Genomic DNA, 19,998 nt, shown 5'->3' with positions numbered 1-19,998 from the left:
AGGACTATCCCGGTCCCCCCAAGATCTGAGAGGTACACCATGGCTATTTCCTCCGAGCAGGCTCCGTCCACGGAGACGGAGGTGGCAAGGGACGAGACGGCTGCGGACAAGCGAACCGGTGCGGCGCCGCCCGACCCGAAGCGCTGGATGGCCCTGCTGGTGCTGCTCGTCGCCGCCTTCATGGACATGCTGGACGGCACCATCGCGAACGTGGCGGCCCCGGCCATCCAGCAAGGCATCGGCGGCGGCTACTCCATCATCCAGTGGGTGCTGGTGGGCTATCAGCTCAGCTTCGCGCTGATGCTGATCCTCGGTGGCAGGCTGGGCGACATCTACGGCCGCAAGCGGATGTTCCTCCTCGGCGTCGTCGGCTTCACGCTGGCATCCCTGGGAGCCGGACTTGCCCAGGAGCCCTGGCAGCTGGTCGCGTCCCGCATGATCCAGGGCGCCTTCGCCGGAATCATGGTTCCGCAGATCCTCGCCATCATCCACGTCACCTTCTCCGCCAAGGAGCGGGCCGGCGCCTTCGCCATGTACGGCGGTGTGGCCGGTGTGGCCGCCGCGGTCGGCATGGGCGCGGGCGGACCGCTGGCCGAGTGGGACCTCTTCGGCCTCGGCTGGCGGCTGATCTTCCTCATCAACATCCCGGTCGGCATCCTCGGGCTGATCTACGCCCCGCGCGTGCTCCGTGAGTCCAAGGCACCGCACGCCCTGAAGCTCGACGTCAGGGGCGTCGTCCTCGCCACCGCCGGTCTGCTCCTGCTGATCTTCCCGCTGCTCCAGGGCCGCGAACTGGGCTGGCCGCTGTGGGGCTTCGTGTCGATGGCCGCTTCGGTGCCGGTGCTCGCCGCCTTCATCCTGTGGCAGAAGAAGAAGACCCTCCTGGACGGCTCACCGCTCGTGGAGCTGGCGCTGTTCCGCATCCGCAGCTTCTCCTCCGGGCTCGGCGTGAACCTCGCCTTCTACATCGGCATCGGCATGTTCAACATCGGCTGGACCGTCTACATGCAGGTCGGCCTCGGCTGGTCGCCGATGCGCTCGGGGCTCACGAGCCTCCCGTTCTGCATCGGTGCCTTCCTCACCTCCTCGGCGGCCATGGTCGTCCTGGTGCCCAAGTTCGGCCGCAAGGTGCTGCAGTCCGGCGCGGTCGTCACCGTGGTCGGTGCGCTGGCCTTCCTGTGGGCGGCGGGCGAGTACGGCAGCGGCATCAGCTCCTGGCAGCTCGTGGTGCCGATGCTGCTGATCGGTCTCGGCTTCGGCCTCATCGCGGCCCCGCTGCCGCAGATCGTGATCTCCGAGGTGCCGCAGAAGGACGCGGGCTCCGCCTCCGGCATCGTCCACACCAACGCCCAGCTCGGCTTCGCCGTCGGCGGTGCCCTGGTCAGCGTCGTCTTCTTCGCCGGACTGGTGGGCAACACCGGAACGGCGATCGACGACCAGTCCGCGGAACTGCGCAAGGAACTCGTCGCCACCGCCGGGCTCACCCCGGGAGAGGCGGACACCACCGTCGCGGCCTACCGGACGTGCGCGGTCGACCGGGTCGAGGAGAAGGACCCGGCCGTCGTCCCGGAGAGCTGCGCCGTCCCCGCGCTCCAGAACCAGCAGGCGGCCCCGGTCCTGGCCGGCTACGCCAAGGACGCCACCGGAACCTCCTTCGCAGGCAGCCTGCAGACCACCCTGTGGGTCTTCGGCGGAGTCGTCGTCCTCGCCTTCCTCCTGATGCTCGCGATCCCGCGGCAGATGAGGCTGGAAGCCCCCGAGGACGAGGAGGAGGCCGGCAAGGCCCCCGAGGCCGCCCCGGCTTCCTGACCCCGTAACACCCCCGCTCACGGTGCGGCGGGAGCGGACGGCCTCTGCCGTCCGCTCCCGCCGCACCGTCGTGTGCGCACGGTCCATCACCGCTCGAGCCTTTCTCCGGCCCGCCGCCGGACCGTGGGGGAAGTATCCGGACAGCGGCCGGCCATCGCCGGCGCACACAGGACAAGGGAGGGGCGATGGCCGAGCAGAGCTTCCAGCTCTACGACACGACCCTGCGCGACGGCACTCAGCAGGAAGGCATGGTGCTGACGGTCGAGGACAAGCTCGCCGTCGCACGCCGGCTCGACGACCTCGGGGTGGGCTTCATCGAGGGAGGCTGGCCGGGGGCCGTGCCGAAGGACACCGAGTTCTTCCGTCGCGCCCGCACCGAACTCGACCTGAAGAACGCCGTGCTCGCCGCCTTCGGCGCCACCCGCAGGCCCGGCGTACCCGCCTCCCTCGACCCGCAGGTACGCGCCCTGCTGGAGGCCGAGACCCCGGTGGTGACCCTGGTGGCCAAGAGCCACACCGGGCATGTGCGCAACGCGCTGCGCACCACGCTCGCCGAGAACCTCGCCATGATCAGCGGGACGGTACGCCACCTGGTGCACGCCGGCCGGCGGGTGTTCGTCGACGCCGAGCACTACTTCGACGGCTACCAGCTCAACCGCGAGTACGCGCTCGCCGTGGTCCGCGCCGCGGCCGAGGCGGGCGCCGAGACGGTCGTCCTCTGCGACACCAACGGCGGCTCACTGCCCGACGAGGTGCGGTCCGTCGTCGCCGAGACACTCGCCCTGACCGGAGTGCAGCTCGGCATCCACTGCCACAACGACACCGGCTGCGCCGTCGCCAACACCATGGCAGCGGTGGACGCGGGAGCCGTCCAGGCACAGGGCACCGCGCACGGCTACGGCGAACGGTGCGGCAACGCCGACCTGTTCACCGTCATCGCGAACCTCGTGCTCAAGCGGGGCCGGGAGGTCGTGCCGCTGGAGAAGCTGCGGGAGCTTGCCGCCACCGGCCGGGCCATCACCGAGCTGACCCAGGTGGCCGGCAACGTCGCCGCCCCGTACATCGGCGGCTCGGCCTTCACCCACAAGGCCGGACTGCACGCCTCCGCGCTGCGGGTCGACCCCGACCTCTACCAGCACACCACCCCTGAGCTGGTCGGCAACACGATGCGCACCCTCGTCTCCGACATGGGAGGCCGCTCGTCGATCGAGCTCAAGGCGCGTGAACTCGGGTACGACGTGGAAGCGGGCTCCGACGAGGTGGCCCGCGCCGCGACCCGGGTGAAGGACCTGGAGAACAGCGGCTACAGCTTCGAGTCCGCCGACGCCTCGTTCGAGCTGCTGCTGCGCGAGGAGCTCGCCGGCGGCCCCGGGCCCCGCCCCTTCGAGGTGGAGTCCTGGTCCGTCGGGGTGTTCGGGGTGCTGAGCGGCGAGGTCCGCACCGAGGCCACCGTACGGCTCCTGGTCCAGGGCCGCAGCGTCACCGCGACCGGGCACGGCAACGGCCCCGTCAACGCCCTGGACACCGCGCTGCACACGGCCCTGGACCCCTGCTTCCCGGCCCTCGCCCGGCTCGAACTGGTGGACTACCGGGTGCGGGTGCTCAGCGGGGAGACCGGCAGCGGCGCAGCTGCCCGGGTCCTCATCTCCTACCGGGACGGGGAGCGCCGCTGGGGCACCGTCGGGGTGGACGGCAACACGACCGCGGCCAGCTGGCAGGCGCTCCTGGACGCCGTCCACTACGTCCTGCTCGACGGACCGCCCGGCCTCGTCCACGACACCGCGCCCCTGGCCGCCGCCGCAACGGGCTGATCCCCGACCTTCCTTGGAGTGACAGTGCGTCTGGAAGACGTCTACATACGGGGGACCTCCACACGGCTTCCCTCCCGCATCCCGGTGGCCGACGCCGTCGCCTCCGGGGCGTGCCCGCCCCGGGTGGCAGCGGCCACCGGCATGGAATCGGTGGCGTACTCGCCCCACGAGTCGGCAGCCGAGATGGCCGCCGCCGCCGCCCGGACCGCCCTGGAGCGGGCCGGCACCCACGGCGGCGATGTCGATCTGCTGCTGCACGCGGACACCTACCACCAGGGCCAGGACCTGTGGCCCGTCGCCTCCTACATCCAGCGCGAGGCACTCGGCAACACCTGCCAGGCCATCGAGATCCGGCAGATGTCCAACGGCGGGCTCGCCGCACTCGATCTGGCCACCGCCTACCTCACCGCGGGCCACGGGCACAGCGACGCGCTGCTCACCACCGCCGACCGGTTCTGCGCCCCCGGCATCGACCGCTGGAACACCGACCCCGGCACCCCGTACGCCGACGGCGCCACCTCGCTCGTGCTCTCCCGGCGCGGCGGCTTCGCCCGGCTGGTCTCGCTCGCGCTGTACGCGGACCCCGAGCTGGAGCCGCTGCACCGCGGCGACGACCCGTTCACCACAGCACCGTTCGGCCACCGCATGCCCGTGGACTTCGAGGCCGCGAAACGGTCCTTCGTCGGCCGCGCCGGGATCTCGTACGCCATCACCCGGGCGCACAACGGCCAGCAGACGGTCATCAAGCAGGCGCTGGCCGACGCCGGCAGCGAACTCTCCGAAGCCGACTGGGTGGTGCTGCCGCACTTCGGGAAACGGCGCCTGACCTCCATCTACTACAAGCCGTTCGGCATCGACCCCGCCCGCACCACCTGGGACTTCAGCCGCACGGTCGGACACCTCGGCGCCGGTGACCAGTTCGCCGGCCTGGACCATCTGACGGTCTCCGGCCGGGCGGCGCCCGGCGACCGGATCGTCCTGGTCAGCGTCGGCGCCGGATACAGCTGGGGCTGCGCCGTCCTGGACATCCTCGAACGCCCCGGCTGGGCCGCAGCGTAAGACCGACCGGCACATGGGGGGCGGCGTCGCGCCCCATGTGCCGGTCGGTCCAAGCGGGTCCACCGGTTCTCCAGTTTCGCTTGAGCCATTCATGTCAGCCTTGTGATCCGCCTTGCTGCGGACTGTCGAAGGGAAGGTCTGCCGTGGCGCCGACCGCTACGTCCGAAACCGAAGCACTCCATGTCACGGAGCACTCCATCACCGTGGCGGCAGCACCTGAGGCCGTCTACGCGCTGGTGGCCGATGTCGCCGAGTGGCCCCAGGTGTTCGGCCCCACCGTGCACGTCGAGGTGCTGGAGGAGGCCCCCGCCGACGGCGGCGAGCAGCTCCTGCGCATCTGGGCAGTCGCCGGTGACAAGGTCCGCACCTGGACCTCGCGCCGGGTCCTGGACCCGGCCGCCCGCACCATCACCTTCCGCCAGGTCGTCACGGCCGCCCCCGTCGCCTCGATGGGCGGCGAGTGGCGTGTCCAGGAGCTCGAGGACGGCACCACCCGCGTCACGCTGCTGCACGACTACCGTGCCGTCGACGGCGACCCGGCCGCGGAGGAGCTCATCGAGAGCGCCGTCGACGGCAACAGCCGCGCCGAGCTCCTCGCCCTGAAGAACACCGCCGAGCAGGGCGACGCCCGCGAGGAACTCCACTTCACCTTCAGCGACTCCGAGACCGTGTTCGGGGCGGCCGGCGACGTGTTCGCCTTCCTGGACCGCGCCGACCTGTGGCCCGAGCGGCTGCCGCACGTGGCACGCCTCGACCTCACCGAGGACGAGCCGGGCATCCAGCACATGGACATGGACACCCGCAGCCCGGACGGCTCCACGCACAACACCACCTCGGTCCGGGTCTGCTTCGAGGACCGCGACGTCATCGTCTACAAGCAGCTCCGGGTACCGGTCGCGATGGCCGGACACACGGGCCGCTGGGTCATCGAGTCACTGGGGGACGGTACGGTCAGGGCCACCTCGTGGCACACGGTGACCCTGGACCCCGCGGGCGTACGCACCGCGCTGGGCCCGCAGGCCACCCTCGCCGAGGCACGCGCGCTGGTGCGCAAGGCACTCGGTACGAACAGTTCCACCACTTTGCGTCATGCCAAGCAGTTCGCGGAGGAAGCGCGTGCACAGTCGTAGTCAGGACACACCCGTCACCGTGGTCAACCGGTTCGAGGTGAAGGGCGACACCGGGCGGTTCGAGCGCGAGTTCAGGGATCACTCCCAATACCTGCGCAGACGCCAGGACTTCGACTTCCTGGTGACCGTCCAACTCGTCGAGCGCCCCGAGGTGTTCGTCCACCTCGGACACTGGCGGACCATGCGGGGCTTCCTGAACACCGTCCACGACGACACCTTCCAGGCCCACGTCAAACAGCTCGGCCCGATGGTCAACACCGAGGTGGACCAGGCCGTCAGCGTGGCGCGGGTGCTGAAGGAGGACGCCGTGGTCGGGGCGGAGAACGTCGTGCTGACCCGGGCCCGGATCTTCCGTGACCCGGCGCTCTTCGAACGGCGCTTCGCCGAGGCGGACGAGCACTTCGGCCGGCTCGGCGGCTTCGGCGGCAGCGATCTGCTGCGCTCCACCCTCCGCCCCGACGTGTACACGGGCATCCAGTGGTGGCGCGACACCGACGACTGCGAACGCGCCCTGGCCGACGGCGGATACACCGCGCTGACCGAGCAGATGCGCGAGAGCGCGGACGTCCTCGTGGAACGCACCCGTCACCTCGCGTACGAACGCGTCCTGGTCTGACACCCCGTACCGCCTCCACCCGCGCCGGAGCCGAGGGCCACCAGGTCCTCGGCTCCGGCGCGTCCCGGGCGCGAGCACGCTTCGAGCAGGTGGGAGCACGCTGTCGTCATGGCGAATCCGATGCGCATCACCGTGCTCCGTGGCCGGCCCGACGAGGCCGAGCTGGCGGCCGTGACCGCCGTGCTGCTCGCCCTGGTCCGCCGTTCCGGCGAACCGGACGAGGAGACCAAGGCGGCCTACGCCGGATGGACCGTCAAACGTGGCGGCTACCGGCACCCGGTCACCTGGACCGCGCCGTGAAGCGGAATTCGCCGTACGTCCACGGGCGAGGTCGAGGACCCCTCAAGGGTCCGCGCCTACCTTGCCCACAGCAGAGCCAGCCGTGGCCCGTCCCCGGGGACGGTGCCACGACATGGGAGGGGGAGGCGTGAGAGGTCACCGGACCTTTACGGAACACATCCAAGCCCAGGCCGCCGAGACGCCGGACCGGGAGGCGCTGATCCTCCTCACCGAGCGCGACGGCAGCCTGCGGCCGCAGACGATCGCGTACGCGGAACTCGACCGCTCGGCCCGCACCCTGGCGACCGCACTGCGCCGTCATGTGGAACCGGGGGAGCGGGTACTGATCGCGCACCGCTCACGCGCCCTGTTCGTCACCGGCTTCCTCGCCTGCCTGTACGCGGGAGCCGTCGCCGTACCCGTCGCCCCGCCCGGCGGGCGGGGCCACCACGACGACCGCATCGCCGGGATCGTCAAGGAGGCCGCCGCCGTCTGCGTGCTCACCTCCACCGACGAGGCCGCGGAGGTCTCCCAGCTGCTCGCCCGCACCGGGCACGGCGACGTCGTCTGCCTCCTGGCCGACGGCCCCGCAGCCACCCACGCCCCCGAGCCCTGGCAGCCCTTCGTGCCCGGACCGGACACGGTCGCCTACCTCCAGTACACCTCCGGATCCACCCGTGACCCGCGCGGCGTGGTCGTCACCCACCGCAGTCTGCTCGCCAACCAGCGGGCCATCCAGGAAGCACTCGGCACCCGTCCCGGCATCCGGATGGGCGGCTGGCTGCCGCTCCACCACGACATGGGACTCGTCGGCCAGCTCCTGCACGCCCTGTGGCTCGGCGGCACCGCCGTGCTCATGTCGCCGGCCGCGTTCGTCAAGCGGCCCGCGAACTGGCTGGAGGCCATCTCGCGGTACGGGCTGACGGTCAGCGGCGCCCCGGACTTCGCGTACGAGCTGTGCGTACGCAGGATCAACGACTCGCAGCTCGCGGGCCTCGACCTGTCCCGCTGGGAGGTCGCCGTCAACGGCGGCGAGCCCATCGACCCCGCCACCCTGACCCAGTTCGCCGAGCGCTTCGCCCCTGCCGGACTGCGCCCCGGTGCCCTGGCGCCCTGCTACGGCCTGGCCGAGGCGACCCTCATGGTCTCCGGCACCCGCACCGCCCCGGCCGCCGCCGCCCGCACCGTCGACGCGGCCGCGCTGGAGGCCGGCCGGCTCACCGCCCCCACCGGACCCGGCCGCACCCTCGCGCACTGCGGCCCCGCCGCGTCCGTCGAGCTGCGCATCGTCGACCCGGAGACCTGCCGCGAGCTGCCGGACGGCCGGATCGGGGAGATCTGGGTCCGCGGCGAGAGCGTGGGACCCGGCTACTGGGCCCGCCCCGCGGAGACCGCGGCGGCCTTCGACTGCCGCATCGACGGCGGTGGCGGCGGCTATCTCCGCACCGGTGACCTCGGCGCCCTGCACGACGGCCTGCTGCACGTCACCGGCCGGCTCAAGGACATGATCGTCGTCGCCGGGCGCAATCTCTATCCGCAGGACCTGGAACGCACGGTGCAGCAGGTCAGCGGCCTCTTCGGGGCCGCCACCGCCTTCGCGGTGCCCGGTGCCCGCGAACGCATCGTCATCGTCCAGGAGCTGCGGGCCCGGAGCCGGTACGACATAGACCTCGCGGCACTCGCCGCCGCCGTCCAGCAGCGTCTCGGCGAGGAGTACGAGGTCCGTACCGCCGGGGTGCTGCTCGTACGGCCCGGCACGGTACGCCGCACGACGAGCGGAAAGGTGGAGCGGGCGGCCATGCGCCGGCTGTTCCTGCGCGGTGAGCTCACCCCGCTGCACCAGCGGATCGAGCCCGAGGTCGAGCTGCTGCTGGCAGCGGGGAGGCAGCGATGACCACGGCAGAGGAGCGGATCGACACCCTGGAGCGGGCGTTCGGCCCCCTCGACGACCCCGCGAACCCGCTCGGCACCGCCGCCCTGCTCGCCGCCGACGCGGCGGGCGAGGTGCTGCCCGAGGCCGAACAGGTGCTGGACGCGTTCGACCTCAACGCCGAGTTCGTGCCCGCCGATGTGGGCGGCCGGCTGGAGCGGATGGACGTGCTCGGGCGGATCCTCCGCCCCGTCTTCCGCCGGGACGCGTCCCTCGGCTTCGGTTACGGGCTCAACTGCTTCTTCGCCACCACCCCGGTGTGGACCGCGGGCGACCCCGAACAGCGCGGCCACGCCGCCCGGCTGCTCCTCGGCGGCCGGCGCGTCGCCGTGGCCCGGCACGAGGTCGCGCACGGCAACGACTTCGTCCGCGACGAGTTCACCGCACGCACCGTCCCCGGCGGCCTGATCCTCGACGGCAGCAAGTCCGCCATCGCCAACGCCTCGCGCGCCACCGGCCTCGTCATCTTCGCCCGCACGGAGGGCGCCGCCCGCGGCCGCAGCCACACGGTGCTGCTGCTCGACCGCGACGAACTGCCCGCCGACCGGGTCGAGGACCTGGCCCGCCGCACCACGACGGGCATGCGCAGCGCGGAGTTCGGCGGACTGCGGATCACCGACTGCCCCGTACCGGAGAGCGCCGTCCTCGGCGAGATCGGCGACGGCTACGAACTGTCGCTGCGCTCCTCGCTGCTCATCCGGGGGCTGATCCCGTCCATCGTGCTCGCCGGCGCCGACACCGCACTGCGCACCGTCGCCCGGTTCGCCAACCGGACCCGGGCGGACGGCCGTTCGTCGCTGGACGTGCAGCACGTGCGCGACGTGCTGACGGGCGGATTCCTCGACCTGCTGGTCATCGACTGCCTCGCCCTGGTCGCGACCAGGGCGCTGCACCTGCTGCCCCGGCAGATGAGTGCCTACGCGGCGGCCGCCGCCTATCTGGCACCCAAGCTCGTGGCCGAGAGCATGGACGAGATGTCGTCGGTGCTGGGTGAGGAAACGTTCGCCCAGGACGGCGCGTACGGGATGTTCCAGAAGCAGCGCCGCGACCTGCCTGTCACCTCGCTGGGCCACGCGGGCAGCGCCGGCCGGCAGGTCAGCATCCTGCCCCAGCTCCCGTACTTCGCGCGGCACGCCTGGTTCGCGGACCCCGAACCGCCCCCCGGCCTGTTCCGCCCGCACGAGCCGCTGCCGCCCCTGGACCTGTCCCAGCCGGTCCTGCTAGGCGACGGCGACCCGCTCGCCGCGACCCTGGTCGCCTGCACGGATCTGCTCGAAGCGGCAGGAGGGCAGGGCGAGGAGGGGGAGGGCGGCCCCACCCTGCGCTTCCTGGCCAGGGCGCTCACGGGGGAGCTCGTCGAGCTGAAGAAGGCGTTCGAGAAGGTGCAGCAGGGCGACCGGGAGGCGCTCTCCAGCCCGTACAGCTTCGGCCTCGCGGACCGCTACACCCTGGTGCTCGCCGGGGCTGCCGCGCTCGGGGTGTGGCGCGAACAGCGGCATGCGCCCGCCGACCGCGTCGACTCCTTCCTGGCCTCCCCCGCCTGGGCCACCGCGGTGCTGTACCGGCTGGTCAGACGGCTCGGGCTGCCGCTGCCCGACCGCCCGGCCGACTGCGAGCGCCTCGCCCTGGACGAGGTCATGGCCCGGCTGCACAACCGGCGCAGCTACGACCTCTACAGCTCGCCGCTCGCCTGAACACCCCCGGCAGCCACCCCCGTACCCCCGACCGCCCCGGGCGCCCCCCGCCCCAGAGCCCGACAGGGAGCAGACTCATGCAGGACCAACCGCCCCGCGCCCAGGACGACTTCGCGGTGGCCCACCGCGAGTGGCTGAGCGAACGGGTCGCGCATTACATCGGACGCCCGGTGGAGGACACCGTTCCGCTGGCCGAGGAGGGCCTCGACTCGGTGGCCGCGCTCAGCCTCTACGGCGACATCGAGGAGGAGTTCGGCCCCCTCATCGAGCCCGACGACATCTGGGCCTACCCCACCGTGCGCCAGCTCGCCGACTTCCTCGCGATGCGGGACGTGAACCAGGGCGGCAGCCAGATCCGCGCCGCGTTCGTCTTCACCGGCCAGGGCTCCCAGCACCCGGGGATGACCTCCGGGCTCTACCTGAACTCCACCGGCTACCGCGCCTTCCTCGACGAGGCCGACGCCGCGATCATGCCGTGGACCAAGCAGTCCATCGTGAAGCTGATCCTCGCCGACGACCCGGCGATCCACCGCACCGCGCTGACCCAGCCCGCCCTGTTCGCCGTCGAGTACGCCCTGGCCAGGACACTGGAGGAGGCCGGGGTGCGCCCGGTGGCCGTACTCGGCCACGGCATCGGGGAGTTCGCCGCCGCCACCGTCGCCGGGGCGCTCACCCTGGCCGACGCCGCGAAGCTCGTCTCGATGCGCGGCGCCTTCATGCAGTACCTGCCGCCGGGCGGCGGCATGATGGCCATCTGCATCACGCCGTACGAGGCCGCCGAGCTCGTCTCCGCCGAACCCGCCGTGGGCATCAGCGCCATCAACGCGGCGAAGGCGATCGTCCTGTCCGGCGACCGTGCCGCCCTGGAGCGCATCGAGGTCCGGCTCGGCGAGCGCGGCATCCGCTGCCGCCACCTGGCCGTGTCGCACGCCTTCCACTCCCCGCTGATGGCCCCCGTGGTCCCCAAGTTCGAAGCGATCGTCCGACGGATGCCCGGCGGAGCCGCCCGGGTGCCGTTCTACTCGACGGTGTACGGCCGGCTGGCCACCGAGCCGCTCTACGCCCCGTACTGGACCGAACAGATCACCGCACCCGTCCGGTTCGCCGACGCCGCGCGCAGCCTGCTGGCACAGCAGGCACCCACGCACGTCGTCGAGATCGGGCCCCAGGCCGTGCTCACGCCGTTCCTGCGCCGGATGGGCGGCGGACCGCGCGGTCCCGTCTGCCTGCCCGTGTGCCAGGGGCCGGCGAGCGACGCCGTGGACCTGGCAGGGGTGATCTCCGCCCTCGACGCCGGGCCGCTGGCCGCAGCCCTCTCCGGAGCCTGAGGTGAGGGAACGGGTCGGGCGCCCGTTGCTCGCCGAAGGCCCCGGCGGCCCCTGGGGCGACATCCACGGGGAGCTTTCCCGTACGGGCAGCGTCGTGATGTACGCGACGATGCCCCCCTGGCTTCCGCAGGGAGACACCGAGGCCGAGCTGCGCCGGCAGCTGGGACGGGACTGGCGCCGCTACGAGAGCCTCTCCCAGCCCCGTATGCGCGAGAGGTTCGTCGCCTCCCGGCTGTTCCTGCGGCATGCCGCGGCCGCGGTCCTGCGCACCGGCCCCGACCTGGTGGACCTGGCCTACCAGCCGGGCGGGCGTCCGTACGTGCGCGGCTGCGACCAGATCGACGTCAGCCTCAGCCACACCGAGGAGATGATGGTCGTCGGCATCACCCGCAGGGGGCGCATCGGCGTCGACGTGGAGCGCGCCGACCGGCGGCTCGCGCACACCGGTTCCGAGCGCCAGGCGTGCACTCCGTACGAGAAGGAGCGGCTGGACGCAGGCGGGGACGGGTCGCGCAACGACACCATGGTGCGGCTGTGGACGCTCAAGGAGGCGTACAGCAAGGCACTGGGCCAGGGACTGCGCTTCCGCTTCACCGAGTTCGGCTTCGCCCTGGACGGTCACAGGGGCGGCGACGGCACCCGGCTGGTCCGTCCTGACGGCTCGCCGGTCCCGGGCTCGGAGTGGCAGTTCGGTACGTTCCGGGCAGGGGAGGGCTATGTCGTGAGCGTCGCGGTCTGTGACACCGGTTTCGGTGAACTGGCGGACCTGTCGGTGGGCACCACCCTGGACGACGGCATGCTCGACACGCTGCTGGGCACGCCCGGTGCGGTCCGCGGGCCCGTGCGGGCGCGGTCAGGGGAGCCAGCCGGCTTCCTCGGCGATCCGGATCGCGTCGATACGGTTGCGCGCGCCGAGCTTGCCGACGATGGCCGTGAGGTAGTTGCGGACCGTGCCCTTGGACAGGTACAGGCAGCCGGCGATCTCGGCGGCGTCGGCGCCGCGGGTGGCGAGCCGTAGTACCTCGAGCTCCCGGGGGGACAGCGGGTTCTCCGGGGAGTCCCAGGCGGTCAGCGCCAGTTGGGGGTCCACGACCCGGCGCCCGGTGGCCACCGACCGTACGGCGAGCGCGAGCTGGTCCGGCGGCGAGTCCTTGAGCAGGAAGCCCGAGACATGGGCGGACAGGGCGCGCCGCAGGGTGCCGGGACGTCCGAGGCTCGTGAGGATCAGGGTGCGGCAGCTGGGCAGCTGCTCATGGAGCTCGGCTGCCGCCGTCAGACCGTCGATGCCGGGGAGATCGATGTCGATCACCGCGACGTCCGGCTTGGACGCGAGCGCCGTGGCCACGATCGTGTCACCCCGGTCCACCGCGGCGACCACATGAAGATCCGGCTCCAGTTGGAGCAGCGCCACCAGCGCGCCTCGGATCATGTGAACATCCTCGGCGAGGAGGATTCGCACGGACAGCATCGTTACCCCCGGTCAGATGATGTGAAGTCAGGCTACGGCGGATCTCTCCGGGGTCGCGGGCTCCAGAACCAGCAGTTCGTTCTCGTTGTTCTGGGGCCTGATCGGTGCCCAGACCTCGAGATGGAACCGGCCGTCGCCCTGAAGTCCCGCGGTCAGCCCGCCGCCGATGGCGGCGAACCGGCACCTCAGATTGTCCAGCCCGCTGCCGCCGCCGGCCCGCGCGGAGAAGACGTCCGTCTGCTCGTGCGGGTGGTCGTTGGTCAGGCCGAGACGGACCGTTTCTTCGTCCAGCTCCGCCTTGATGGTGCAGACCCGGACCCCGCTGTGCCGCAGAATATTGGTGACTCCCTCGCGCAGGGCGGTGGCGAGCACGGTGTCGACGACCGGATGCAGCCGCCCGCACTCCACCGTGACATCCGCCCTGATGTCCGCGGCGGCGAGCACGGTCCCCGCCGATTCCGCCTCCTCGGACAGCGACATGTCGCGGTAACCGCTGGACACCAGCCGTACGTCGGCCAGGGCCTGCCGTGCCACCCGCAGCACCGAGGCGGTCTCCTCGCGTGCCTTGTCCGGGCGGCTGCTGATGAGCCGCTGGATCAGTTCTCCCTTGAGCGTGATGGCGGAGAGGCTGTAGCCGAGCAGGTCGTGCAGATCGCGGGCGAACCTCAGCCGTTCCTGCGTCACGGCCATCCGGGCCAGCTCCTCCCGGGTGGCATGCACCTCGTGCACGAGGTCGGTGAGACGGGTCAGGCCGTAGATGACGAGACCGGTGAGGATGCCGGCGATCGTGAAGTACAGCACCAGGTCGATCGTCGCCCCGGCCATCAGGTTGTACACCGGGATGAAGGCGATCAGCAGCCCGTAGCTGGGCCAGGCCCAGCGCGCCGGAAGCGTGAGCAGCAGCGAGGCGGCGAGCGGCCCCTCCATGCTGCCCCAGTTCGTACCGAACCAGACGAGCGGCGCAAAGGTGAGCACCGCCTGCAGGATCAGAACAAGCGCTTTCCAGCCGGTCGGCCAACGGCGGGCTTGCGGAGAGGAGACGGCCAGCTGCACGCCGAACACCGCGAGAACCAGTCCGATACAGACGATGAGCTGTGTCGTTCCGGGCCGGGTCCGCACCACATTGAGCACCGTCATGGTGCCGTAACAAACAAGAGCCACCACGATAATCGCGCGGGCCAGCCGCGGGGCCGGTGCCTGCGAACGGGGTGAGAACGGAACGACGTTCCTCGTCGGCATCGCCGCCTCCTCGCCAAGGACCAACAGTGGCGGACGCATGCTATGTCTTCCGGTTGTCCGTGAGCTAGCGGATGCGGACGGCAGCCGGATTCAGACGAACAGCGGTACGGGGTTGATTTGTTCGTATGGGAGCGGGCGTTCAAGTCGTCCGAGTTTCACAGGTATGTCGAAGAGACGGCCCGGGGCGAATCGGGCCCAGAAGTGACGCATCCCCGGAATGATCACCTTCACAACGGGAAGTCCCACGTCGGGCCGGGTTTGGTCGAGAATGAGCATCTCCATTCCATGACTCCGTACGAGGGTTTCGGCCAACTCGATGTCCTCACGCAGATCGCCTCGGGCGGCGAAGGAGTAGCAGTCGGGAGTGCGTGAGGTTTCGGCTGGATCCGCGCTCAGGTATGGCTGATTTTCCACCGTCGCACCACGCCACCAGGAGGAGAGATCCCGGTCCGCGGAAAGGAGTTCGGGAGAGTTCTCCTCCGGAGGCAGGAGTTGGGCCATCTCCGTCACCGCTCTGCGCAGTGCGAGCCGGGGATCGAAATGAGCCCCGAAGCCGAAGGAAATGCCCTCGGCCGTCCGGTCGGTGCGCCGGGACAGTGCGGCCATCACGGGTATGCCGAAGTCCGCGGTGAGATCGAGAACCCAGATTTCCCGGTGCAGCCGCGCGTACGCCTGCCGTGTCCTGGCCAGCCAGGGCTCGTCGAACGCATCGAGGTCCACCGCGGGCTGCCGGGTGCGGTTGTACCACCACAGGGCGACGGCGTCCCGTTCCACCACCTCCAGGAATCCCTGGACGACGGCGTCCTCCGGACTGCTGCCCGCCGCGTTGCCGTTGGAGTCGGCCCACGGAGCGGCAGGTACGCCATCCGGTCCGGGGCCGAAGTAGAGCATGGAGGTGGGCAGCAGCCGCTGCGTGCCGGAGGTGAGCGACCAGACCGGGGTCCAGTCGGCCGGTGCTTGCGGGTCGAACGGTGGCGGGACCTGCTGGAAGCGGGAGTGCCGGGCGTTCCAGCGGTCCCGCTCCCGGAACTGCCGGCCGGCGAACAACTGGCAGGAATTGGGGTGCACGGCCGCGCCCCCGAGCCCGGCCAGGGTGTCGCGCACGGTGGGCTCATCGCCCTGCCGGGTGCCGCAGTAACGTTCCAGCGCCTCGCACAGGGCGCCGACCTCGGCCTCCTGCGGTGTCGTTCCCTTGCCGCCGCTCTGCCCCCGCAGCCCGCCGCGCAGCCCGGCCAGTGAACGGCTGTCGCCCAGAGCCATGTTGCGCCCGGCGACGTACCGGTTCAGCCCCTCCGGAGAGCCGGGCGCCGGGCGGAGTCCGGAGATGATGCCGGTGACCGGATCGGCCAGGTGCCGGTAGCGCGCCAGAACCGTTTCCGCGCTCTGCGCCCGGTGGTTGCCCCCCACGGTGTGCACCTTCGGGCTCGACACGGGTACGAAGGGTCTTCGTACCCGCTCGGGGACGAGCTCCGGATCCCCGCACGTCGAGCACTGCGGGCGGCGGGCCACCGGGTGCCGGCTGGTGTGCAGGGTGCGGGTGTCCAGCGTGCACACCGCCTGCTGGCCCTCGTACCGCATGCCGGCCACCCATTTCGTGGCCTCCAGCACCGCCGTGTGCAGCCCGAGGGCCCGCACGGTGGCGAACGACGCCTCCGGGACCTGGACCGTACCCGCGAGCCCGAGGGCGTGCAGAACCGGTGCCCGGGAGGCCCGGTGGCCGCGCAGACGGTGTGCCAGACACTCCCAGCAGGCACCCTGCTCCGACCCGAACACCGGGCCCACCCAGGTCTCCGCGCCGCTCGGCTTGGCCAGCAGCCAGGCCCTGCCCGACTCCCGGTGCCGGGCGTCGACCTCGGCCAGCCGGGGGTCCAGGTAGTCGTCGCACAGGACGAGGGAGAGTGCTGCCGGCTCCCCCTCGTCCGGTCCGGTGACCCGCAGCCCGGCGGCCAGGCACTCGGCCCTGGCCGCCCCGGGGTCGGCCCGCCCGAGGGTCACCAGCTCCACCGCTGTCGTACGGAACGACGCGGAGGCGCTGGGACCGTCGACGCCGGCGAACTCCCAGTACGCCTCCGTACAGGCGTCGGTGGCAGGGTCGTGATAGCCGATCAGATCGGCCCGTGCGAGTTCCGCGATCATGCGGGCCGCGGTGGCGGGCGGCAGCGTCGGCGCCGCGTCCCGCAGTACCCCGGCCAAGGTGCGGGTGCCGTCCAGCAGGGCCGCGAGCTCCTGAACCTCACGCCCCTGCAAGGCCGTTGTCCCCTGCTCCGACAGCAGGTAGACGGCGTCCCCCTCGATCGCCTCCACCCGCAGATGTCTCTTGAAACCCACCGGCAGCTCGGTGCCCGTCCCCCCGGTCATGGTCATGCAAGCGCCGCCCCGGCCTCTTCCCCGGGCAGGGGCGCCATGCCGCTGTAGCACCCGTAGAGCGTGGCGGTGCCCGGCCGGTCCAGGTGGTCGATCACCAGGTCCCGCCCCGAAGCGCCGGGCGTGCTGTTCTTGAACGCGTCGCCGGACAGGTCCCCGAACATGTCCCCGTAGACCGGCTCCATCGCCGGGAGGCCGAACTCGGCGAGTACGGAGACCGGGTCGCTCGTGTAGCGCTGGGCCAGCTCGGGCTCGAGGCCGGCCCGTGCCGTCAGCAGGGCGAGGCGGTGATCGGACGAGAGCGGCTGGGTGGCCGTGCCGGCCGGGGCGTTGTGTGCGGAGACGTGCATGGTGATGTTCATGGAGTTCCCCCTCCAGGGTCCGTGATACGAGACCGGATGCGTTTCCGTCGTTCACTCGTTTCCCGAGTGCCAGGATTCTGCGTCCCGCCGCGCCGCACAGCACAGTGCGAGGCTCACCACCGGGGCATGACATTTTCATGTGCGCCCTCGTGACCACCTCACTGGGACTCGAACGTCGCAGGTGTCAGGCTCGGCCCAGACTCCGCAAGCTCATGCCGGTCCACCGACGGGCCGGCCGCGCAGCGCACGAAAGGGAGGGCGCAATCATGGAGATCAAAGTCCTGGGACCGCTGACAGCCCGTGAGAACGGGGTGTCCGTCGTGCCCACCGCGGCCAAGCCGCGCCAGATCCTGTCCCTGCTCGCCCTGCAGTCCGACCGCGTCGTGACCGTGGCGACGCTGATGGAGGAGATCTGGGGCGAGGACATCCCGCGCAGCGCGGCCACCACTCTGCAGACCTACATCCTCCAGCTCCGCCGCAAGATCGCGGCAGCGCTCGACGGGGACCCGGCCCGCCAGGCCAAGGACGTCCTGATCACCCAGCACGGCGGCTACCTGCTCCAGGTGCAGCCGGGCCAGGTGGACGCCCACGAGTTCAGCCAGCTCACCGCCTCCGGGCGGGCGGCGCACGAGGCCGGCGACCACTACGCCGCCTCCGACCTGCTGGGCCGGGCCCTCAAGATGTGGCAGGGCTCCGCACTCGTCGACGTACGCATCGGCACCGTGCTCGAGCTCGAGGTGCTCCGCATGGAGGAGGACCGGATGGCCGCCCTGGAGCGGCGCATCGACGCCGACCTCATAATCGGCCGGCACACGGAGATCGTGCCCGAACTGCGGGTCCTGGTCGCCAGGCACCCGATGCACGAGAACTTCTGCGCCCAGCTGATGACCGCACTGCACCGCTCGGGCGGCGCCTGGCGGGCACTCGAGGCCTACCAGCGGCTGCGCGTCACCCTGGTCGACGAGCTCGGACTGGAGCCCTCGGCCCGGCTGCAACGCCTCCACCAGGCCGTTCTCTCCGCGGACCCCGCGCTCGACCTCCCGGTCCCGGCCTCCGGCTGACCCCCGGCGGGAGCTCTCCCATAACTTCCGGTGGGAGCTCTCCAGCACGTCTCTAGCCGGCGTTCCTACGTTCGGCCGATGACGATCCTTGACGACCTGACGGTCGCACCGGCCGCCCCCGACCTGCGACGTGCCGCCGCTGAACTGCGCCGGCTCAAGGAGGAAGTGAGCCGCGGGCCCGACCCCGCAGCCACTCGGCGGCAGCACGAGAAGAACAAACTCACCGCACACGAACGGCTGGAACTCCTCTTCGACGAGGACACGTTCACCGAGATCGAGCCGCTGCGCCGGCACCGGGCCTCCGGCTTCGGTCTCGAAGCACGCAAACCGCACGGCGACGGCGTCGTGATCGGCTGGGGACTGGTCCACGGCCGGACGGTGTTCGCCTACGCGCACGACTTCCGCGTCTTCGCCGGCGCCCTGGGCGAGGCGCACGCCGCGAAGGTGCACAAGGTGATGGACCTCGCGGAGGCTGCCGGCGCACCGCTGGTGAGCCTCAACGACGGGGCGGGCGCCCGGATCCAGGAGGGTGTGACGGCGCTCGCGGGCTACGGCGGGATCTTCCGCCGCAATGTCGCGGCCTCCGGGGTCATCCCGCAGATCAGTGTGATGCTCGGCCCGTGCGCCGGGGGAGCCGCCTACTCGCCGGCGCTCACCGACTACGTCTTCATGGTCCGCGACTCCGCGCAGATGTTCATCACGGGACCCGACGTCGTACAGGCGGTGACGGGCGAGAAGATCACCCACAACGGCCTGGGCGGCGCCGATGTGCACGCGAGCGTCTCGGGCGTCAGCCACTTCGCGTACGACGACGAGGTGACCTGCCTGGAGGACGTACGGTTCCTCATCGCGCTGCTGCCGTCCAACAACCGAGAGATGCCCCCGGTGGTGGCCTGCGAGGACCCCGCCGACCGGCGCACCGACGCCCTCACGGACCTGGTGCCGGCCGACCCGGGCCGCAGCTACGACATCCGTACGGTGATCGAGGAGATCGTCGACGACGGGGAGAGCTTCGAGGTCCACGAGGCGTGGGCGCCCAACATCGTGTGCACCCTCGCACGCCTGGACGGCCACCCGGTGGGCATCGTCGCCAACCAGCCCGCGGCCCTGGCCGGCGTGCTGGACATCCATGCCAGCGAGAAGGCCGCCCGCTTCGTCTCGACGTGCGACTCCTTCAACATCCCGCTGGTCACCCTCGTCGACGTGCCCGGCTTCCTGCCCGGGGTCGACCAGGAGCACAACGGCATCATCCGGCACGGCGCCAAGCTCCTGTACGCGTACTGCAACGCGACCGTGCCACGCATCTCCCTCGTCCTGCGCAAGGCCTACGGCGGCGCGTACATCGTCATGGACTCCCGGTCCATCGGCGCCGACCTGGCCTTCGCCTGGCCGACGAACGAGATCGCCGTGATGGGGGCGGAGGGCGCCGCCAACGTCATCTTCCGCCGGGAGATTTCCGCGTCCGACGACCCGGAGGCGCTGCGGGCGCAGCGCATCGAGGAGTACAGGACCGAGCTGATGCACCCCTACTACGCGGCCGAGCGAGGCCTCGTGGACGACGTGATCGACCCCGGGGACACCCGTCGGATCCTCATCCGTTCGCTGGCCATGCTGCGCTCCAAGCACGCCGAAGTGCCGTCCCGTAAGCACGGGAATATCCCCACATAGTGGGGTGATTCGACAGATCCACGCACACGCGAGTCCCGGTCTAGGGCACAGACGTTCCATGGCTGCACCGGAAACGGCGGCCCGCTACGAGCGAGCGGCCGACCGGTCCGGCCGGCCGGGGGGTTCCCAACCCGAACCGCCCCGGCCGCCGATATCGACTCAACGATCAGCAGTGACACG

At 71.3% G+C, this 19,998-nt stretch carries 15 protein-coding genes and 1 pseudogene; 12 read left to right on the top strand and 4 right to left on the bottom strand.

Features of this window, described 5'->3' with window-relative positions:
* Window positions 1–39: 39 nt before the first annotated feature.
* The 10 genes and pseudogenes from OG257_RS12770 to OG257_RS12725 all read left to right on the top strand — a co-directional run.
* Window positions 40–1,809 (top strand): MFS transporter, encoded by a 1,770-nt coding sequence (locus OG257_RS12770; RefSeq protein WP_329207393.1) that lies wholly within the window; start codon window positions 40–42, stop codon window positions 1,807–1,809.
* Window positions 1,810–1,994: 185 nt separating this feature from the next.
* Complete coding sequence (gene cimA / locus OG257_RS12765; protein ID WP_329207391.1) at window positions 1,995–3,620, top strand: citramalate synthase; 1,626 nt, start codon at window positions 1,995–1,997, stop codon at window positions 3,618–3,620.
* A gap of 24 nt (window positions 3,621–3,644) precedes the next feature.
* Entirely contained in the window at window positions 3,645–4,679 is a 1,035-nt protein-coding gene (locus tag OG257_RS12760; RefSeq protein WP_329215053.1) for a ketoacyl-ACP synthase III family protein, read from the top strand.
* Between the two features lie 143 nt (window positions 4,680–4,822).
* Window positions 4,823–5,809 (top strand): aromatase/cyclase, encoded by a 987-nt coding sequence (locus OG257_RS12755; protein ID WP_329207390.1) that lies wholly within the window; start codon window positions 4,823–4,825, stop codon window positions 5,807–5,809.
* Window positions 5,796–6,425, top strand: coding sequence for a hypothetical protein (locus tag OG257_RS12750; protein WP_329207388.1), 630 nt, complete (start codon window positions 5,796–5,798; stop codon window positions 6,423–6,425). Before OG257_RS12755 ends, OG257_RS12750 begins: the two co-directional genes overlap by 14 nt.
* A gap of 108 nt (window positions 6,426–6,533) precedes the next feature.
* Complete coding sequence (locus OG257_RS12745) at window positions 6,534–6,725, top strand: acyl-CoA carboxylase subunit epsilon (protein ID WP_329207386.1); 192 nt, start codon at window positions 6,534–6,536, stop codon at window positions 6,723–6,725.
* 127 nt (window positions 6,726–6,852) lie between these two features.
* The gene (locus OG257_RS12740) at window positions 6,853–8,598 is read left to right on the top strand and encodes a fatty acyl-AMP ligase (RefSeq protein WP_329207385.1); all 1,746 of its coding nucleotides are present in this window, start codon (window positions 6,853–6,855) and stop codon (window positions 8,596–8,598) included.
* Window positions 8,595–10,328, top strand: a complete 1,734-nt coding sequence (locus tag OG257_RS12735) for an acyl-CoA dehydrogenase (protein ID WP_329207383.1) — start codon at window positions 8,595–8,597, stop codon at window positions 10,326–10,328. Before OG257_RS12740 ends, OG257_RS12735 begins: the two co-directional genes overlap by 4 nt.
* A gap of 77 nt (window positions 10,329–10,405) precedes the next feature.
* A complete protein-coding gene (locus OG257_RS12730) occupies window positions 10,406–11,656 on the top strand; it encodes an acyltransferase domain-containing protein (RefSeq protein ID WP_329207381.1) in 1,251 nt (416 codons plus the stop codon).
* Window positions 11,657–11,753: 97 nt separating this feature from the next.
* Window positions 11,754–12,374: pseudogene (locus tag OG257_RS12725) on the top strand (4'-phosphopantetheinyl transferase family protein); the annotation flags it as partial.
* A 135-nt stretch (window positions 12,375–12,509) separates the two neighbouring features.
* Here the strand turns inward: OG257_RS12725 and OG257_RS12720 are convergent.
* From OG257_RS12720 to OG257_RS12705, 4 genes are all read right to left on the bottom strand, one after another.
* Complete coding sequence (locus OG257_RS12720; RefSeq protein WP_329207379.1) at window positions 12,510–13,124, bottom strand: response regulator transcription factor; 615 nt, start codon at window positions 13,122–13,124, stop codon at window positions 12,510–12,512.
* 27 nt (window positions 13,125–13,151) lie between these two features.
* Complete coding sequence (locus tag OG257_RS12715) at window positions 13,152–14,261, bottom strand: sensor histidine kinase (RefSeq protein ID WP_329207378.1); 1,110 nt, start codon at window positions 14,259–14,261, stop codon at window positions 13,152–13,154.
* A 192-nt stretch (window positions 14,262–14,453) separates the two neighbouring features.
* Window positions 14,454–16,727, bottom strand: coding sequence for a TOMM precursor leader peptide-binding protein (locus tag OG257_RS12710; protein WP_329207376.1), 2,274 nt, complete (start codon window positions 16,725–16,727; stop codon window positions 14,454–14,456).
* Entirely contained in the window at window positions 16,724–17,089 is a 366-nt protein-coding gene (locus OG257_RS12705) for a hypothetical protein (RefSeq protein ID WP_329207375.1), read from the bottom strand. Before OG257_RS12705 ends, OG257_RS12710 begins: the two co-directional genes overlap by 4 nt.
* Window positions 17,090–17,355: 266 nt before the next feature.
* Here OG257_RS12705 and OG257_RS12700 point away from each other — a divergent pair, with 266 nt between their 5' ends.
* Window positions 17,356–18,150: an AfsR/SARP family transcriptional regulator gene (locus OG257_RS12700; RefSeq protein WP_329207374.1), complete on the top strand. Its 795-nt coding sequence runs from the start codon at window positions 17,356–17,358 to the stop codon at window positions 18,148–18,150.
* Between the two features lie 78 nt (window positions 18,151–18,228).
* Window positions 18,229–19,818 carry an acyl-CoA carboxylase subunit beta gene (locus OG257_RS12695; protein WP_329207373.1) on the top strand — a complete coding sequence of 530 codons (1,590 nt, stop codon included), beginning with the start codon at window positions 18,229–18,231 and terminating at the stop codon, window positions 19,816–19,818.
* Window positions 19,819–19,998: the final 180 nt, after the last annotated feature.

The organism is Streptomyces sp. NBC_00683, from assembly GCF_036226745.1.
Lineage (GTDB): Bacteria > Actinomycetota > Actinomycetes > Streptomycetales > Streptomycetaceae > Streptomyces.
Note: the sequence above shows the minus strand (reverse complement) of the source record. Positions and strands in the feature narration are given on the sequence as shown.

What these genes read in the sequence shown, in the direction of transcription:
- OG257_RS12700 (WP_329207374.1), top strand. Translation starts at nt 17,356, where the DNA reads ATGGAGATCAAAGTCCTGGGACCGCTGACAGCCCGTGAGAACGGGGTG.
- OG257_RS12695 (WP_329207373.1), top strand. Translation starts at nt 18,229, where the DNA reads ATGACGATCCTTGACGACCTGACGGTCGCACCGGCCGCCCCCGACCTG.
- OG257_RS12705 (WP_329207375.1), bottom strand. Translation starts at nt 17,089, where the DNA reads ATGAACATCACCATGCACGTCTCCGCACACAACGCCCCGGCCGGCACG.
- OG257_RS12745 (WP_329207386.1), top strand. Translation starts at nt 6,534, where the DNA reads ATGGCGAATCCGATGCGCATCACCGTGCTCCGTGGCCGGCCCGACGAG.
- cimA (WP_329207391.1), top strand. Translation starts at nt 1,995, where the DNA reads ATGGCCGAGCAGAGCTTCCAGCTCTACGACACGACCCTGCGCGACGGC.
- OG257_RS12735 (WP_329207383.1), top strand. Translation starts at nt 8,595, where the DNA reads ATGACCACGGCAGAGGAGCGGATCGACACCCTGGAGCGGGCGTTCGGC.
- OG257_RS12720 (WP_329207379.1), bottom strand. Translation starts at nt 13,124, where the DNA reads ATGCTGTCCGTGCGAATCCTCCTCGCCGAGGATGTTCACATGATCCGA.
- OG257_RS12770 (WP_329207393.1), top strand. Translation starts at nt 40, where the DNA reads ATGGCTATTTCCTCCGAGCAGGCTCCGTCCACGGAGACGGAGGTGGCA.
- OG257_RS12730 (WP_329207381.1), top strand. Translation starts at nt 10,406, where the DNA reads ATGCAGGACCAACCGCCCCGCGCCCAGGACGACTTCGCGGTGGCCCAC.
- OG257_RS12715 (WP_329207378.1), bottom strand. Translation starts at nt 14,261, where the DNA reads ATGACGGTGCTCAATGTGGTGCGGACCCGGCCCGGAACGACACAGCTC.
- OG257_RS12710 (WP_329207376.1), bottom strand. Translation starts at nt 16,727, where the DNA reads ATGACCATGACCGGGGGGACGGGCACCGAGCTGCCGGTGGGTTTCAAG.